General features: G+C 50.0%; 14 protein-coding genes. 3 read left to right on the top strand and 11 right to left on the bottom strand.

Translation table 11 applies throughout. The annotated features are described in order from the left end of the window. Nucleotides 1–14: 14 nt before the first annotated feature. Nucleotides 15–1,352 (bottom strand): TldD/PmbA family protein, encoded by a 1,338-nt coding sequence (locus ACI0FR_RS04025; RefSeq protein ID WP_404906672.1) that lies wholly within the window; start codon nucleotides 1,350–1,352, stop codon nucleotides 15–17. A 174-nt stretch (nucleotides 1,353–1,526) separates the two neighbouring features. On the opposite strand from ACI0FR_RS04025, the gene ACI0FR_RS04020 reads away from it, so the two are divergent. Continuing rightward, the gene (locus ACI0FR_RS04020) at nucleotides 1,527–3,365 is read left to right on the top strand and encodes a monovalent cation:proton antiporter-2 (CPA2) family protein (protein WP_404906479.1); all 1,839 of its coding nucleotides are present in this window, start codon (nucleotides 1,527–1,529) and stop codon (nucleotides 3,363–3,365) included. Here ACI0FR_RS04020 and ACI0FR_RS04015 read toward each other — a convergent pair. From ACI0FR_RS04015 to ACI0FR_RS03995, 5 genes are all read right to left on the bottom strand, one after another. Then, entirely contained in the window at nucleotides 3,344–4,195 is an 852-nt protein-coding gene (locus ACI0FR_RS04015; RefSeq protein ID WP_404906480.1) for a patatin-like phospholipase family protein, read from the bottom strand. The genes ACI0FR_RS04020 and ACI0FR_RS04015 overlap by 22 nt on opposite strands. 23 nt (nucleotides 4,196–4,218) lie before the next feature. Next, nucleotides 4,219–5,541, bottom strand: a complete 1,323-nt coding sequence (locus ACI0FR_RS04010; RefSeq protein WP_374829597.1) for a M16 family metallopeptidase — start codon at nucleotides 5,539–5,541, stop codon at nucleotides 4,219–4,221. After that, nucleotides 5,541–7,067, bottom strand: coding sequence for a M16 family metallopeptidase (locus ACI0FR_RS04005; protein WP_404906482.1), 1,527 nt, complete (start codon nucleotides 7,065–7,067; stop codon nucleotides 5,541–5,543). Before ACI0FR_RS04005 ends, ACI0FR_RS04010 begins: the two co-directional genes overlap by 1 nt. 184 nt (nucleotides 7,068–7,251) lie before the next feature. Next, the gene (gene rsmD / locus ACI0FR_RS04000; RefSeq protein WP_404906484.1) at nucleotides 7,252–7,860 is read right to left on the bottom strand and encodes a 16S rRNA (guanine(966)-N(2))-methyltransferase RsmD; all 609 of its coding nucleotides are present in this window, start codon (nucleotides 7,858–7,860) and stop codon (nucleotides 7,252–7,254) included. Then, complete coding sequence (locus tag ACI0FR_RS03995) at nucleotides 7,790–9,754, bottom strand: pseudouridine synthase (RefSeq protein ID WP_404906485.1); 1,965 nt, start codon at nucleotides 9,752–9,754, stop codon at nucleotides 7,790–7,792. The genes rsmD and ACI0FR_RS03995 overlap by 71 nt, the downstream gene beginning before the upstream one ends. Nucleotides 9,755–9,934: 180 nt before the next feature. Here ACI0FR_RS03995 and ACI0FR_RS03990 point away from each other — a divergent pair, with 180 nt between their 5' ends. Further along, a complete protein-coding gene (locus tag ACI0FR_RS03990) occupies nucleotides 9,935–10,411 on the top strand; it encodes a nucleoside deaminase (RefSeq protein WP_404906487.1) in 477 nt (158 codons plus the stop codon). 72 nt (nucleotides 10,412–10,483) lie between these two features. Here ACI0FR_RS03990 and ACI0FR_RS03985 read toward each other — a convergent pair whose 3' ends face one another. The 5 genes from ACI0FR_RS03985 to ACI0FR_RS03965 all read right to left on the bottom strand — a co-directional run bounded on the left by ACI0FR_RS03985 (nucleotide 10,484) and on the right by ACI0FR_RS03965 (nucleotide 17,288). Beyond that, on the bottom strand, nucleotides 10,484–11,116 hold the full coding sequence (locus tag ACI0FR_RS03985) for a hypothetical protein (protein WP_374829589.1): 633 nt from the start codon (nucleotides 11,114–11,116) through the stop codon (nucleotides 10,484–10,486). Nucleotides 11,117–11,279: 163 nt separating this feature from the next. Next, nucleotides 11,280–14,192 (bottom strand): isoleucine--tRNA ligase, encoded by a 2,913-nt coding sequence (gene ileS, locus ACI0FR_RS03980; RefSeq protein ID WP_404906488.1) that lies wholly within the window; start codon nucleotides 14,190–14,192, stop codon nucleotides 11,280–11,282. Nucleotides 14,193–14,469: 277 nt separating this feature from the next. After that, entirely contained in the window at nucleotides 14,470–15,294 is an 825-nt protein-coding gene (locus tag ACI0FR_RS03975; protein ID WP_404906489.1) for a MipA/OmpV family protein, read from the bottom strand. A 90-nt stretch (nucleotides 15,295–15,384) separates the two neighbouring features. Continuing rightward, a complete protein-coding gene (locus ACI0FR_RS03970) occupies nucleotides 15,385–16,407 on the bottom strand; it encodes a bifunctional riboflavin kinase/FAD synthetase (protein WP_374829583.1) in 1,023 nt (340 codons plus the stop codon). 32 nt (nucleotides 16,408–16,439) lie between these two features. Further along, complete coding sequence (locus ACI0FR_RS03965) at nucleotides 16,440–17,288, bottom strand: TIGR01459 family HAD-type hydrolase (protein ID WP_374829581.1); 849 nt, start codon at nucleotides 17,286–17,288, stop codon at nucleotides 16,440–16,442. 539 nt (nucleotides 17,289–17,827) lie between these two features. On the opposite strand from ACI0FR_RS03965, the gene ACI0FR_RS03960 reads away from it, so the two are divergent. Continuing rightward, entirely contained in the window at nucleotides 17,828–18,124 is a 297-nt protein-coding gene (locus ACI0FR_RS03960; protein WP_343800895.1) for a co-chaperone GroES, read from the top strand. The last annotated feature ends 48 nt before the right edge of the window (nucleotides 18,125–18,172 follow it).

Raw genomic sequence — 18,172 nt, 5'->3', positions numbered from 1 at the left:
TAATTTCCGGCCCATTAGTTTCCGGCAAGCGTCATTCCTTCAATTGCCAAAGTCGGAGAGGTCATACCAAAGTTACGATCAATATCCGAGGCTGGTGTCATATTCAAAAACATATCCTGCAAACGGCCGGCGATGGTGACTTCCGAAACCGGAAAGGCCAATTCGCCATTTTCAATCCAGAAACCCGAAGCACCACGGCTATATTCACCGGTAACCATATTAACACCTTGACCGAAAACTTCCGTCACATAAAAACCAGTGACGATCTGTTTGATCAGATCTTCTGGTGTTTGTTCACCCGGTTCAATGGCAAAATTGGTGGAAGCCGGAGAGACAACCGAACCGGAACGCACACCGCGGCCATTGCCTCGAAGGCCCAATTCTCGCGCCGTTGAACCCGATAATGTCCAATGCTGCAAGACACCATCTTCTACCATCACCAATGGCTGACCTTCAATACCTTCACCATCAAAGGGACGTGAAGAGGAGCCGCGCACACGCAGCGGATTATCGGTGACATTAATGCCGGATTTTAAAATCTGCTGCCCCATTTTATCGCGTAAAAAGCTGGTTTTACGCGCAACAGAGGCACCATTTATTGCACTAGCCAAATGGGAAGCCATGCCGCGCGCAATACGCGGATCAAAAATGACATTCACCGGCCCTGTCGCCACTTGCCGCGCATTGAGACGACGTACAGCGCGCTCACCGGCATTACGTCCAATCACCTCCGGCACTTCCAGATCAGCAAAATGCAGACGCGAGCTAAAATCATAGTCGCGCTCCATGCTGGTGCCCTCACCGGCAATAGCGCTGACCGAACGGCCGAAACGCGAAGCCTGATAGGCGCCCGAAAAACCGTTTGAGGTAACCAGCACCAAACCTCCCAGGCCAAAGGAAGCACCAGCTCCACCGGAATTGGTGATGCCTGATATTTCAAGCGCTGCGGCTTCCATCGCCAATGCGTCTTCGGTCAGGCGCTGTGAGTTCAGTTCCGTCGCATCAAACAGATCAAGATCACGCGGATTTTTAACGTGAAGGCTTGGTTCGGCCAAAGCCTCATATGGGTCTTCAGGTGAAACCTTGGCCATTGCAACGGCGCGTTCTGCCAGTTGCTTCGGATCAGCACTACTATTGGCCGCAACACTGGCCACACGTTTTCCCACGAAAACTCTTAGGGAAAACTCGTCGCTCTCAGATGATTCGGTGCCTTCAACTTTACCAAGGCGCACACTCACGCTGGTGGAGCGCGCCCGCACCACAACCGCATCCGACGCATCAGCGCCTGCCTGTTTTGCAGCCTCTACGAGGCGAGCAGCCTGATCGATCAATTTAGAGGCGGCATCAGTCATCTTTTTCACGCTTACCCAGAATATTATTTGCATCAAACAAGTTGATGATTATTCAATATTTGCTAGACCTGAAACTGAATCCGGCCATATCTTTCTTGTATAGGGTGCAATTCTTGCCCCTTCAAGGCAAGCTCGCCTAATTGCTAACAAACAGATCACATTCAAGGCCGAATTATGCTGGAAGACGGCGGACATCTTTACATACAAGCGCTTCTGATTCTTGGCGGTGCTATTCTCGCAGCGCCCTTGTTCAAAAAACTGGGGCTTGGTACCGTGCTTGGCTATCTCGCGGCCGGTATCACCATCGGCCCTGTAGCGCGTCTGATCAGTGACGGCGAAGAGCTTTTGCATTTTGCCGAACTGGGCGTCGTGTTTCTGCTTTTCGTCATCGGGTTGGAACTCAAACCATCCCGTCTCTGGGCGCTGCGCCATTCGATTTTTGGCCTTGGAAGTTCACAAGTTCTCCTTACCGGTGCAGCCTTGGCTTTTGCCGGTTTTCATCTGGCGGGTTTAAGCGTCAATGCGGCGATTATAATCGGTTATGGTCTGGCATTATCTTCCACCGCTTTTGCGATGCAGGTTTTGCAGGATCGCGGCGGCACCAACCAAAAATATGGTCAGCGCAGTTTTTCCATTCTGTTGTTTCAAGATTTGGCGATTGTGCCAATTCTGGCAATTATTCCGGCTCTTTCACCACTTGAAGAACAGGCAAGCGCCAGCTTCCATATTGCCACCGCCATTGCCGCAATCACAGCCTTGGTTGTCGCCGGCCGTTATCTGATTAATCCGATGTTCCGTATCATCGGTAATACCGGTGCGCGTGAAGTGATGGTTGCTGCCGCGCTTTTTATCGTGCTCGGCTCCGCAATGCTTCTGCAATATGCCGGTCTTTCCATGGCAATGGGAGCGTTTATTGCAGGTGTGCTGCTGGCAGAATCATCCTATCGCCATGAGCTGGAAGCCGATATTGAACCGTTCCGCGGTATCTTTTTAGGGCTGTTTTTTGTGGCCGTCGGTCTGTCGCTCAACTTGCCGGTAATTGTAACCCATTGGCAAGCCGTATTGATTGCTGTGCCTATTTTTATGTTCATCAAAGTAGTGATCACCTATTTATTGTGCCGGATTTTCCGCGCCAACCACAATGATGCTGTCCGCGTAGCGTTTCTGCTGCCGCAAGGTGGTGAGTTTGCCTTTGTGCTGTTTTCAGCCGCCTCTGCTGCTGCGATCATCACCAGTGCTTTGGCATCCGAATTGGTGGCGGCTGTTACTGTTTCGATGGCTCTCACCCCTCTCTCGGTTGCAATCGGCAATAAGCTACTTTTCAAAGATAAAGAACAAGCCGCACCGGAAGAAGATTTCAACGGAGCTGGCGCCGATATTTTGATGATCGGCTTTTCCCGCTTTGGCCAGATCACTGCGCAGATTTTGCTGGCAGGTGGCGTCAGTGTAACCGTGATTGATACATCTGCTGATCGTATCCGCGCAGCTGGTCGTTTTGGTTTCCGCATTTATTATGGAGATGGCACCCGCAAGGATGTGCTGGAAGCTGCCGGTATCAGGCAGGCAAAAATCGTTGCCGTCTGCACCCAAAACAAAGAAACCACCAGCCGCATTGTCGAGCTGGTGCAGGCAAGCTACCCGGACGCAAAACTATTTGTGCGTGCTTATGACCGCGAACATAGTCTTGAGCTACGTGCTCATGGCGTCGAATATGAACTGCGTGAAACGCTGGAATCGGGTCTCATGTTTGGTCGCAAAGCGCTTGAAGCCTTGGGTTCCAGTGAAGCAACAGCCTATTCGATTGCCGAGGATGTTCGCCAGCGCGATGAAGACCGCCTGCATGTGCAAATGGCAGAAGGTATTCTGGCTGGCCGTCACCTGCTCTTTAACAAGCCGGTGACACCTGAACCGCTACTTAAACCTTCACGTCAGGGTAAAGCACTGGATCAAGCCACTAAAGAGCAAATTGATGCCAATGATGATGAAAACATTCAAACGCCAGCGGCGGAATGAGTTTTAAGAACATCATCAATCGCATATTTGAGATGATCGCGCACTTTCTCGCTTTGTGTGAGAATTTGCTCGATTTTCCAAAAATCAATCAGACTTATATGCGATACATCCGGACTTAAAAATATATCCGGTTTGCAATTCAAAAATTTATTGGTGACGATGGAGCGCATGGTGAGCATATTGGATGCCATCATCGCTTCAATTGTTGTCGGCATTCGTTCACTATCAGATGGAGGAACACCAATAACGTCGACCGCAATGATAATGTCAGCTTTATCGCTCAAAAGGTCATAGGGCACAGGATTGAACAAACCGCCATCGAGATAAATACGGCCTTCGCGACGAACCGGCGAAAACAATGGCGGGATGGCACAGGAAGCAGCAATGGCAGAGCGTAAATCACCAGTATCAAAAACAGTTTCTCTGGCCGCATAATAATCACATGCGGTGATTTGCAGGGGAATATTTAACCCGGCAAAATCAACCGGCACCTGATCGGGCAGAAAAGCTGCAATAATTTTTTCAATATTGAATTGGCTGAATTTTAAACCGCCATGAAACAGATCAGCCAGGCTTTGCGGCTTTGTCTGCCAGATACGTTTGGCTATTTCCGTATTATGGGTGAAAATCTCGGTCATATAGGCACGAATTTCGCTGCCTTTCATGCCGCAGGCAAGCCCCGCCCCCATGATTGAACCAATAGATGACCCGGCAATAGCCACCGGTTTGATACCCAGTTCGTCCAAGACTTCAATAATGTGAATATGGGCAATACCGCGGGCGCCACCACCGCCAAATGCTACGGCAAAAGTCGGTGATGACGTCGTCATATTCTATCCCGCTTACTTCATTATTACTGGGCAGGCCCGACAATCAAAATTGCCGGATCTGTATTGAAAAGTTTGGCAGCCACTGCTTTGACCTGATCAGCCGTTACAGCATTGATCAAATCAATACGCTCATCGAAGAAGTCGATTGAGCGTTTTGCGTCCTGCAAGCCAACCAATGTATTAGCCACAGCCGATGAAGAATTGAGATTATTCACCGCATAAGAACCAATGACATAGTTTTTAGCCGTTTGTAACTCTGCCTCTGTCGGGCCTTCAGCCGCCATTTTCGCCACTTGTTCGCGGATGATTTTCAGCGATTCTTGTGCTTTCTCAGGCCGTGTCGCGGTGCCAATCATCAAAGCGTTGGCGTGATCACGTACCTGCAACCCGGAAGAAACCGAATAAGCAAGGCCGCGCTTTTCACGCACTTCTTCATAAAGACGTGAAGAGAAACCACCACCCATAATCTGGTTCATCAGATAGGCTGCAAAGAAATCAGGATCATCCAGATCGACACCCGGATAGGCAAATGTCAGCGAGGTTTGCGGCAAATCATAAGTGACCGATGTGGTCACACCAAAACCAAGTTTGGCATCAGGCACCGGTACCAGTTCCGAACTTGCCGGAAGGTCACCAAAAATCTTATCCAAAATCGGGGCAAGTTCATCTGCTTTAATATCACCAACCACACTGATATTCAGATTATCACGGGCAAAATTCTTGCGATGAAATGCTTTCAGATCATCCGGTTTGATGCTGTTAAGCGATGCAACAGTACCTTCACTTGGACGTGCATAAGGATGTTTGCCGTAAAATGCTTCGGCAAATTTACGTGATGCAATAGAATCCGGATCACGTTGTGATGCTTCAATACCTGCAATCAGCTGATAACGGATACGATCCACTGCATCCTGATCAAAACGGGGTTCATTGACCGCCAGTTTCAACAAATCAAAGGCTGCGTCTTTGTTTTCGCTCAGCATTTTCATGCCGCCGATAATCTTGTCTTGCGAGGCATAGAAACTCATTTCCGCGCCAAGATTATCCATATTTTCCTGAAAACGATCGGCATTCTGGTCGCCCGCACCTTCATCAAAAAGGCCGGTCATGAGATTTGCCAATCCTTCTTTGCCGTCAGGATCTTGTGCAGAACCGCCTTTGAGTGAAAAGCGGATGGAAATCAGCGGCACAGACGCATCGGAAACCAGCCACGCTTTGACACCTTTTTCCGATGTAACTGTCTGAATATCAATTGCATATGCCGGCAGGCTCAACAATAAGACAGCCGATGCAGCAAGCACCAATGTTTTGAACGAAGACAACTGTTTTTGAAGATGTTTGAACATTATTGTACGCCTCCGCTTGGCTGCTCACCCTTTTCAGGCGCGGCACTGTCCGCTTCTGCCTGCGATACGGCTACCGCAGATTTCGGCTCCATATCAGGAGGCAATAAATAGCTGGTCACGGTTTTCTGTTTTGAGAGATAACGGTTTGCCACATCTTTGACCTGGTCAGCTGTTACCTTTTTGATTTTTTCCGGCCAGCCCTGAATATCTTCAATGCTCTGACCAACAGAAAGACCTGCACCATAAATGCGCGCCATTCCGGCCTGACTATCACGGGCAAAAATCACTGATTTCATCAAGCGGTTACGTGCCTGATCAAGCTCTGCTTCGCTCACGCCATCCTTGATGATCGCAGCCAACTGATCTTTCACTTGGAGTTCCAATTCACCAAGTGTTGTGTCACCACGTGGCGCACCAAACAGCGAGAATGTGCCATCATCCAGCGCATCGCCGCGATAACTTGCATCCACACCGCTGGCAATCGACTGCTTGACCATGAAATTCTGATACAATCTTGAACGGGTTGAGCCGCTCAAAATTTCACTGAGCAGACTAAGAGCTGCCGCATCGCCTTGCTTAGCGCCTTCAAACTGTGCTTCATTGGCATAAGAAGGCACCAGCCATGTGGTTGTAAAAGACGGAATGGTGACGCGCTCATCATGCAGCGTCACGATGCGATCAGCTTGCTTGGCAGGCTCCTGCACCCGCTCCCGATCGCCAGGCTCTGCACTGCGTTGCACTTTTGCCCAGCTGTTTTCGGTTAGTTCCAACACTTTTTCCGGTGTTACATCACCGGTAATAATCAATGTGGCATTGTTGGGCGTATAATATTTCTTGTAGAAACTGATTGCATCATCAAGGCTCAGTTTTTCCATTTCCTGACGCCAGCCGATAATCGGACGGCGATAAGGATGATTATAGAAAATCGTCGCATTGGTGTTTTCAGAAAGCATCGCACCCGGATTGGAATCCACCCGCATGCGGCGTTCTTCGATAATTACTTCGCGCTCGGTGGTGACCGCCTCTTCATTCAAAATCAGGTTTTGCATGCGGTCAGCTTCAAATTCCATGACTTTCGGAAGAGCCTGCGGCGAAACCTGCTGATAGTAAGCGGTATAATCATAAGAGGTAAAAGCATTTTCCTGACCGCCATTTTCGGTCACATAATTGGAAAACTCACCTGCCTGAAATGTTTTGGTGCCCTTGAACATCAAATGCTCAAGAAAATGCGCGATGCCGGAAGTGCCTTCTTCTTCATCGGCAGAGCCGACATGATACCAGATCATCTGGGTGACAACCGGTGCGCGGTGATCGGGGATTACCACCACTTTCAAGCCGTTCTGGAGGGTAAAACTTGCAACGCCGTCAGAGGTTTTAATCTCAGGCTTTTCCTGAGAAGCGGCAGTCTGCGTTTGTACGGGAGCAACGGGTGCTTCGGCAAATGTATGTGTTGCTAAAACAGGAACAATTAAAAATGTTGAAACTGTAGTGGATATGAGTAAGCGACTAAGTGATCGAATTAACACCGAGCGTCATCTCCTGATTAATACAAGCCTTCAAGCCGGACAGAAGATATTGGATATATGACACAAATCTTCCGTCCGCACTCTATCATCAGGACATATTTCCTTGCCCCGACCGGCTTTCAAATTCATTCATTGTGTTTGCCAGCTTAAACACAATCATGTTCTGTGCAAGATACTTATATGACTAATGAGCAAGCCTTATCAGGCGAATGGTGGTCAGTCCGTAATCCCGCTCATCCTCAATGACAAAACGCTCATCGAGATTAAGCAAAGCATCTGCTTCTTCTTCAAGAATGATAATTGCGTCAGAATTAAGCCAGTTGCCTTCCAGAGCTGCAGCCAAGGCTTTTTCACCCAAGCCCTTTCCGTAAGGCGGATCGGCAAAAACCACATCAAATGGCTCCAGCGTTCCCGCTAGCCCTAATTGACAAGCATTGCGACGGAAAACTTTCGTCTGCCCCTGCAAACCAAAATTTTCAATATTTTGACGCAGCAAACCACGACCTTCAGCAGATTCCTCAATAAAAACGCCGTAGCGGCCGCCGCGCGACAAAGCCTCAAAACCCAATGCGCCTGTACCGGCAAAAAGATCGAGAATACGTCCATTCTCGATCTTGTCGGCATATTTATGCATCAAAATATTAAACAAACTTTCACGGGTGCGATCCGTCGTTGGACGGATCGCATTTGTTTGTGGCGTAGCTAATGGCCGTCCGCGAAACTTACCGCCGACGATCCGCACCACGTCCTCCCGGTTTTCCACCTGAACGATTGCCACTGCCGGATGGTCCATCGCGGAAAGGCTTGTCGCCTCTCGGACGATCATTTTGCGGACGCTCGCTATGCGGCTTGTCACCGCGTGGCTTATCGCCCCAAGGCTTATCACTACGTGGCTTATCGCCAAACGGCTTGTCGCCGCGTGGCCTGTCACTGCGTGGCTTATCACCCCAAGGTTTATCACTGCGTGGCTTATCGCCAAATGGACGGGCATCACGTGATTTTTCACCGCGGGAATAACCGCCGGCGAAATCTTCGGTGCGGCGGGCTTCGCGGGCGTTCTCACGTTCACGTTCACGGCGACCCGGACGCTTCTGCTCATCGTCAAAACGCGGACGGCTAGCACCCTCGGCGCGTGGACGGCGGTCGCCCTCTGGTCTTGGTGCGCGGTCAAAACGCTCTGAACGTTCACCACGGCCTTCGCCATAAGAACGCTTCTGGAATGAGCCTTCATCATCTGAACGGCGTGGACGCGGGGCATAATCACCGTCGCGCGGTTTACGCTCAAAACCACCTTGGCGGTCACGATCATTGGAGCGGAATGGGCGATCCGAACGCTCACCACGGGGTGCACCACCACGAGCTTCGCCAAACGGTTTGCGCTCACGTTTTTGATATTCGCTACGTTCTTCAGCCGCGGCTTCTGCTTTGGCGGATTGCGGACGCGCACCTGGTGCCATCCACACATTCACGCCACGCGGACGGCGGCTTTCTTCAACACGCTCGGTACGTTTTGGTTTACCTTGCGACGGACTAGATGAAATCCACTCACGCGGACGGCGAGGACGTTCATCCTGCTGTGCCTCATCACCACGCGGGGCACGAATACCGGCGCCACGGACATCAGAATTTGAAAATTCATTGATGATCGGTGCATCGAAATCGGCACCCGATTCTTGCACCAAACGTTCGCCCAGCTGGTCACGCAATGTACGGCCACGGATTTCACGCACGGCGCCCACTTCCAGATCGCTCAACTGGAAAGGCCCGAAAGACACACGGATTAAGCGACCAACGGTCAGACCAAGCGCGCCAAGAATATTTTTAACTTCGCGGTTTTTACCTTCACGCAAACCGATATTCAGCCAAACATTGCTGCCCTGCTGACGTTCCAGTTGTGCATCGATGCTGCCATAGAAAATACCGTCAACGGCAATACCGTTTTTCAACTCATCCAGTTGTTCCTGTGTCACGCTGCCATGCGCGCGAACGCGGTAACGGCGCAACCAACCAGTGGTCGGCAATTCCAGAATACGCGACAAACCACCATCATTGGTCAGCAACAACAAGCCTTCGGTGTTGATATCCAAACGACCTACTGACAACACGCGCGGCATATCTTCCGGCAGCGCTTCAAATACGGTCGGGCGGCCTTCAGGATCACGGTTGGTGGTCACAAGACCCGCAGGCTTGTGGTAAAGCCACAAACGGGTGCGTTCGGTCTGCGGCAGCAATTTACCATCAACCTTGATAATATCTGTACGATTGACGTTGAATGCAGGTGTGGTCAGCACTTTGCCGTTCACGCTGATGCGGCCGGCAGCGATCATGGTTTCAGCTTCACGGCGTGAAGCAATACCGGCGCGCGCTAAGCGCTTGGCAATACGCTCGGCTTCTTCAACGGACGCATCTCTGTCACCTACATCACGGCTGCGCGGGGCATCCCCCTTGTCGAAACGCGGCTTGTCACCGAATTTCTTTTCAAAACGTGGTTTGTCGTCACGATCGCGGCGTTCACGGCCATCACGTCCTTCACCATCACGGGCACCAAATTCGCGTGGGCGACGCTCGCCATCGCGCTCGCGGGGTTTGAAACCTTCACCGCGGCCTGTTCTTTTATCTTGATCGCGGTTTTCTCCGCGTTTATCGAAGGGACGCTTTTCGCCTTCTTCATTATGATCTCTGCTCATTTTAATAATGGCCTTTCAGCAGCGGTCGCAGCCGCGCCTTGCATTGATTTATGGACAATCATCAACGACGTTCATCAACGCTGGATAATTCCGTTGGTAAATGGTTCCGGTTTTTAAGTTTATGCAGTAACAAATCAAATGGAAGCATGCGAGTAAAATTTCTACTATAGGCGATCAACAATGATGAAAAAACACCTTGAACAAGAAGATCCGCCCAAAAACAGATTTATGGCACAGGCTTTTGAGCAAGCACTTGAAGCGCAAGCCTTAGGCGAAGTGCCAATTGGAGCCGTGATCGTACTTGATGGCGACATTATTGCTCGTGCCGGTAATCGTACCCGTCTGCTCAATGATCCGACCGCTCATGCTGAAGTGCTTGCGATCCGGCAGGCGTGTGACCTGCTGAAATCAGAAAGACTACCTGACTGCGATCTATATGTAACGCTTGAGCCCTGCGCCATGTGTGCAGCTGCCATTTCTTTTGCGCGCATCAGGCGGCTTTATTATGGCGCTGCCGACGAAAAAGGTGGCGGTGTTGAATATGGCGGCCGTTTTTTCACCCAACCAACATGCCATCATGCTCCAGAAACTTATTCAGGCTTTGGCGAAACAGAATCTCAAAATTTACTGAGAGCGTTTTTTAAGCAAAGACGCTAAAAACAGATAAAGCCGGACAAAACCGGCTTTTTCTATCATTGACAAACTCACGCAAATTGATTGCGCGAATTGTTAGTTCCAAGGCATATAATCGCTCCAGCTTTTGCTCTTGCTGGCAGCTTTCTTACGTGCGCGTTCTTTTTTAGCCTCATCATCACCCTGCTCACCGATTGGGGCTGTGGCTGCAGGCTGGCGATAAGCCAAAGGTGGCTCACTCAAATAACGACGTTGATCCGGCGCGCCAACCTTCTGCAAATGCAGTTCTTTCTTGGCCTCGGCCACGCGTTTTGTCGGCGGCTTGGTCAGATCATAATCATAAGAAGCTGTTGAGTTGGCAGGCACATTGGGCTTCACCGCCGGACGATAAAATGGATTATCCTGATTGGCGGTAGCCTCATCACGCAAACGCTTGCGGCGTTGCTCAGGCGATTCCGGCCATGCTGCGCCTGATTGGGTTACCTTTTCCTGAGGAGCCGGCAAATGAGCAACCTGACCGGAAGCCGGGCGCACCAATTCAGGGCGCGGCTTATAATCAATCGGATCTTTTTTGGTTGCGGTTCCCAACGGAACAATGTTGGACACATCATCAAACAACTGCGCGCCTGCGCTTTTGTCGGTGCCATAGGTTGGTGAAGAAACGCACCCCGACAGGGAGAGACCGGCGACAGCCGTTGCAAGCACCAGAATTCTTCTATCAATCGTCATAAGCGCCACTTCTTTATCCGCATCTCCAGCGGTATTGTCGCATAAAACCGGCAACTCTATGACGAAGCCGATCCGTTCTTTAAAAAAAGCTTCTACAGGAGAGAAGCAAAAGCGGCAATCATGCAATTAATCTTTTATACATGACTGCCGCCAATCTTGATATTTAGGCCAGCTTACCCAACGCTTTTAATTCGTGCAAGGCTTCTGCATCACGCGCTGAAACGTCAGGGAATTCAGAATCACTGCCAACATCATCGGTGTAACGCCATGAACGCGCGCATTTGGTGCCACTTGCTTTTTCAGGAACAACAGCCACACCCTTCACATCGCTTAAATAAAAAGCTTCGCCAATGGCCGGCTGATCCGTAATGGTCAAACCACTGGTGATGCAGATTTCGGACATATCCAGACCTTCAAGCGCCGACATCAAAGAAGCATCTGTGATATGGACAACGGGCGCTGCTTCCAATGACGAACCAATGCGCTTATCCGCACGTTCCAGTTCCAACGCGCCTGTCACAACGCGGCGCACATCGCGCACTTTGTCCCATTTCGCGGCCAGAACCGGATTATTCCATTCTGACGGAATGGTGCGGAATTGCTCCAGATGGACAGAAACCGCATCTTTGTAGCGGTCAAGCCATGCTTCTTCGGTGGTAAATGGCAGCATTGGCGCCAGCCATGTCACGATATTATCGAAGAGATGACGCACGGTCTGAAGCGCTGCTTTACGGCGCACACTTGAAGGTGCATCGCAATAAAGCGCATCTTTACGTATATCGAAATAGAAAGCCGACAATTCGATATTGGTAAAGTCGATCAGGGCACGTGTGATACGCTTGAATTCAAAGCTGTCATACCCGTTGCGAACCAGCTCATCCAGCTCGCTCAAGCGATGCAGCATCAGCTTTTCAAGTTCCGGCAGATCGGCATAAGCAACCTCTTCGCCTTCATCATGCGAAAGTGTGCCAAGCATCCAACGGACAGTGTTACGCAATTTACGATAAGCATCGATATTGGTCTGGATGATGCTTTTGCCCAGACGCTGATCTTCCCAATAATCCGAAGTCATCACCCAAAGACGCAGAATATCAGCGCCTGAATCCTTGATGATGTCCTGCGGTGTTACGGTATTGCCGAGCGACTTCGACATTTTCTTGCCGTGCTCATCCATGGTGAAACCATGAGTCAAAACTGCATTATAAGGTGCGCGGCCACGGGTTCCGCAGCTTTCCAGCAATGAGGAATGGAACCAGCCACGATGCTGATCGGAACCTTCCAGATAAAGGTCGGCCGGCCATTTCATGTCCGGACGGTCTTCCAGAGTGAAAACATGGGTGCAACCACTATCAAACCAAACATCGAGAATGTCGGTGACCTGCTCCCAAGGCTCATTAGAGCGATTACCCAAGAAACGCTCACGTGCACCTTCTGCAAACCATGCATCGGCACCTTCCGCTTCAAAGGCGGCCAAAATGCGCTCATTGACCGCTTCATCCACCAGAACGGTGCCATCTTCACTGGCGAAAACGCAGATCGGCACACCCCAAGCGCGCTGACGCGAGAGAACCCAATCCGGACGGTTTTCAATCATCGAACGCAGACGGTTCTGACCGGCATTTGGCACAAAACGTGTATCATCAATCGCACCCAAAGCGCGTGAACGCAGCGTCGTACCATCACCCAGTTCTTTGTCCATATAGACAAACCACTGCGGCGTATTGCGGAAGATGATCGGCTTTTTAGAGCGCCATGAATGCGGATATGAATGCTTCATACGTCCACGGGCAAAGAGAAGATCGCGTGCGATCAGTTCTTTGATAACAGCTTCGTTGGCATCGCCCTTCTTGCCATTATCATCAATAACGCGTGCAGCACCGCCTTCGCGGTCAGGGCCAAAGCCCGGTGCATCAGATGTGTAAAAACCAGCATCATCAACAGGGAAAGGAATGGCCGGGTTGATGCCGCGTACTTCGAGTTCACGTGCCGCATCCATCCAAGCTTCAAAGTCTTCACGACCATGGCTTGGTGCGGTATGAACGAAACCTGTACCGGCATCATCGGTGACGTGATCACCGGCTACCAGTGGCACGGTAAATTCATAACCGCTGCCGAAGCCTTTCAGCGGGTGGGATGCAGTCATGCCATCGAGCTGCTCAACCGACACATCGGCCAAACGATTGAATGTCAGTTTGGCTTTTTTGAAGCAGTCTTCAGCCAGAGTATCAGCAAAAATCAGTTTTTCACCAACTTTAGGACCAAAATCGTTCTCAGCACCTGTGACCTCATAAAGGCCGTAAGAAACTTTCGGCGAATAAGCGATGGCGCGGTTACCTGGAATTGTCCAAGGGGTGGTTGTCCAGATCACGACATAAGCGCCGTCAAGTTCTGCCACATTGGTGACAGGGAACTTAACCCAGATCATATCCGATTCAACATCATGATATTCAACTTCAGCCTCAGCCAAAGCGGTACGCTCAACAACCGACCACATCACCGGCTTGGAGCCGCGGTACAACTGACCGGTACGGGCAAATTTCAGCAATTCACCGGCAATGCGCGCTTCCGCATGGAAGTTCATTGTGGTGTATGGGTTTTCAAAGTCACCGGTGATCGCCAGACGCTTGAATTCTTCTGTTTGCGCCTTGATCCAGCCCTCAGCAAATTCGCGGCATTCTTTGCGGAATTCATTGATCGGCACTTCGTCTTTATTCTGACCCTTAGCGCGGTATTTTTCTTCAATCTTCCATTCGATCGGCAGACCGTGACAATCCCAACCCGGCACATAGTTGGAGTTGAAACCACGCATCTGGAACGAGCGGGTGATCACATCTTTCAGCGTCTTGTTCAGCGCATGACCGATATGGATATTGCCGTTAGCATAGGGAGGGCCATCATGCAGCACCCAGAGCGGGCGATCTTTGGCATCTTCACGCAGTTTTTTATAAAGATTCATTTCTTCCCAGCGCGCAACCAGCAGCGGCTCGCGCTGCGGCAGACTTGCGCGCATGGGAAAGTCGGTTTGTGGCAGATTGAGGGTCTTCGAATAATCGATTTTTGCCGTTGTATCGGTCATATTATATACTTCTAGCCTGTTGCGCCCGTTCATTTTTATGCGGGCAAAAGGAAAATCAAAAAACAGGGGGCCGCGTCACACAGCCGTTCATACCCGGACCTTCCCACATTTGCGCCTTCAAGCGCCGGGGAAAGCCGGGCCAATAATTCGTATATTGGTTATAATAAGTGTCCGATAACATGTCATCATGGCAATGCTTTTAGCAATGCCATGCCAAGGAATAAAGACCTCAGGACAAGAATCTTTAACCCACGTGCTGATTTTTTATCGTTTGCGATCAATCCAGCGTAAAATCAAAGCGGTAAGATGCGGTTAAGCCAAAGCTGAACTGGTCGCGCTTGCCACGCTCTTCCACCAGACTTGATTTTTTTGCAGGCCCCTGCAAACGCTCATATTCGCCATAAAGACTGGTGGTGATCTTGTCGGTTACTTTCCAAGTGACAGCAGCGCCTGCCCCTAAAGACTTCAAACCACCACCGGGATGATATTGCGATAACCCGCTTAATCGAGCCTCTTTGGCATCAACACCGTAATAGGATTTGAAATAGTCTTTACTGGCAAAATCAATACGCGGCCCGCCGGAAACACGTATAACCGGCGTCACATCATAAAAGGCATCTGCCGCCACTTCACCGACAATGCCTTTATGGGCACGAATACCTTGTCGCAGTTCGCCACGCACACGCATCCAGTCAACCGGATAAAATTCGGCAAAGCCACCGATCTCACCACCAAATTTAACCGGATCAAGACCTTCCAGATCATCGGAGGTGCCAGAATCACGTTTGAACAACAGTTTTCCGGCAAGTCCGGCCGAAAAACTATAAGTGTCAATGAGCGCAAATTCGAAATTGTCATTTTGGGAATCGAAACGTGGCACATCGCCAGCGCGCGTTAGTGAGATCAACGGTTCGCCAAAAAGCATCCGGCTGCTTGCACCCTCATAGCGCGGTGCAAGTTCACCTAAACCGCCAATGGTCAAAGACCAGTCACCTGCCCAGAAAGGTTTTTTCTCAAGCACATTCACATCATCGGCGGCTTGTGCAGATACAGCTGCCAATAAAACCAGAATAGCTACTGCAGTTAAATATGGCTTACGCAACACACTTCCCCTCAACCACACCAACAGTACAGTGCAGCTCTCTATAGCATATTGCAATAAAGCAGTAAATTTAACTTTAAACTGTCAGTTTTACGCCGGTGTAGCGGTTAAACAGTCAACACTACCATCAAATGAAAGCTTTTGATCAAGCGCAGATAATGGTTTGACTGCCGCGAGAAGTGCGCGTGCCTCGGCTTCATCCTGACGCATTTGCGCCATCAGCGGTTCCAAACCGTCAAATTTCACTTCACCTCGTAAAAAACCGAAGAAAGAAACAGTGGCCAATTCGCCATAAAGATCGCCGGAGAAGTCGAACAGGAAGGTCTCCAACAATGGTACACCATTGTCGGTGACAGTCGGACGGCGACCATAGCTGGCCACACCATTATAGAGTGAGCCATCCGCACGACGGAAACGCACAGCATAAATGCCATGTTTCAGATGAGTCTGTTCCGGCAAATGCATATTGGCGGTGGGGAAACCAAGCTCGCGGCCAAGTTTGCGGCCATGCACCACTTCAGCGCGCACCTGATAACGGTGACCAAGCAGCCCTGCAGCCTGAACTACATCACCGTCGCACAAGAAATCCCGGATACGGCTTGAGGATATCTGCGTCGAGCCTTCATCACAAAAAGCATCGACTAATGTAACACTGAAACCGGCTTGCTGACCGGCCCGCACCAAAAATTCCGGTGTGCCACGGCGTGCTTTACCGAAGTGGAAATCGTAGCCGATCACCACACCACTGGCGGCAAAGTTTTCAACCAAGATTGTCTCAACAAATTCTTCAGCACTCAACGCTGAAAATTCAGCCGTGAAAGGTTGCTCGATCACTGCATCAAAGCCAAGTATTTCCAAGAGATATGATTTTTCGCGTGACGGCGTCAGGCGATCAACAGGCTCATCCGGTTTGAAGAAAGAGCGCGGATGCGGCTCGAATGTCAGGGCGATGCATGGCCGCCCTTCATTTGCTGCCTGTTCCAGTGCCTGTTGCAGCACAGCCTGATGTCCACGATGCACACCATCGAAATTACCGATCGCCACTACAGCATGGCGCAAATGTATGGGCAGATTATCGGTGGTATTAAGACGCTGAAATGGCTGTTTGGACATAAAATTGCTCTGTGCGTTTTATTTCAGTGCGATTAAACGAGATGCTTAATCGTCGCAACCGGCTGATGGCCATGCTTGTTCAAAAACACTTTCAGTTTTTCAACATTCATGGTTTCCGCATCAATATAATCAGCCGCATGAATACCGCCGGAAATATAAAGTACATCAACACCAAATTGTGCCGCCCCCTTTACATCAGTCAAGATACCATCGCCAATAGCCAAGATGCGCGATTTTTCGACGCTCCGGCCAAGCAATTTCTCCGCAGCCTTTAATGCGGCCGCATAAATCGGATGATGCGGCTTGCCGGCAACTTGTGTACGCCCGCCCATCAAACCATAATCACGTGCCAAAGCACCTGCACACCAAATCATGCGGTTGCCGCGTTCCACGATCAAATCAGGGTTGGCACAAATAAACGGAAGATTACGGGCGCGGAAACGCTCCAGCATTTCGGTGTAATCTTCAGGTGTCTCCACCTCGTCATCAAACAAGCCGGTGCAGACAACGCCAGCGGCTTCAAACTCTTCCACCAATTCCACATCCAGACCATCAAAGATCGCATATTCATGATCGGCGCCGATATAGAAAACTTTGCGCGGACCTTCTGCGATCAGATCACGGGTCACATCACCCGAAGTCACAACCGCATCATAAGCATCATCAGGCACACCCAATGTGCCGAGCTGCGCCACGACGCCCGGAAAAGGACGCGGAGAATTGGTGACCAAAACAACCTTTACGCCTTTGGCGCGCGCGCGCTGCAAAGCTTTGCAGGCCAGCGGAAAAGCTTGCTCACCATTATGCACCACGCCCCACACATCGCAAAACAGCACATCATAATCATTGGTGAGATCATCCAGACGCTCAGGGAATTTCATGCCAATCCTCATTTAACAAGACGCAGGGATCATAAAAAGATCCAAGATTGATGAGCCATCATTGTTGATTGAAAATATGCCGGAGTTTATTTTTCCGCAAACCTGCACCAACAATAAGCAAATATTTTTATACCTGCTCCTCTAACCCATGCTCACGCTCATGTCACGCCTGCATACAAAGACAAGGCTTATCTATGCCGATAAATGACAAAAAAATGCAGGTTCTGATAAAATAGCATTTTTTTCAAACATCACTTTTCATAAAGCTGACATGTTTGCAGGGCTTGATAATGGAGTCTGATTTAATATGCCTCAACTAAAGGATAGAGAAAATTGCATTAATCTGCACGCATGGCGGATTTTGCAAAAAGACAAAAAATTGCATTTCTTTCTTAATCATAAATGCTTCGAGGCCTTGACATTAAAACAGGTCATTTCTATCTAATTAGCAGGTTAGCACTCATGACCATAGAGTGCTAATAACCGTGGATCACGAGATCCATGGAGGGGTTCAACATTATTTTTTAAGGGTTTAGATCATGGCTGAGACCAATTTCCGCCCACTTCACGATCGCGTCGTTGTCCGTCGTGTTGAGTCGGAAGCAAAAACCGCTGGCGGCATCATCATTCCTGATTCCGCAAAAGAAAAGCCATCAGAAGGCGTTGTTGTCTCTGTAGGCTCCGGCACACGTGATGAAGCCGGCAAGCTGGTTGCACTGGACGTTAAAGCTGGTGACAAAGTTCTGTTCGGCAAGTGGTCCGGCACAGAAGTCAAGATCGGCGGCGAAGACCTGCTGATCATGAAAGAATCCGACATTCTGGGTATCCTCGGCTAATTCATTCATGCGGTGCATTGTTTATGCACCCGATGAAGGCCGGAAATA

This window comes from Paenochrobactrum sp. BZR 201-1 (genome assembly GCF_044987585.2).
Classification (GTDB): Bacteria; Pseudomonadota; Alphaproteobacteria; order Rhizobiales; family Rhizobiaceae; genus Paenochrobactrum; species Paenochrobactrum pullorum.
Note: the sequence above shows the minus strand (reverse complement) of the source record. Positions and strands in the feature narration are given on the sequence as shown.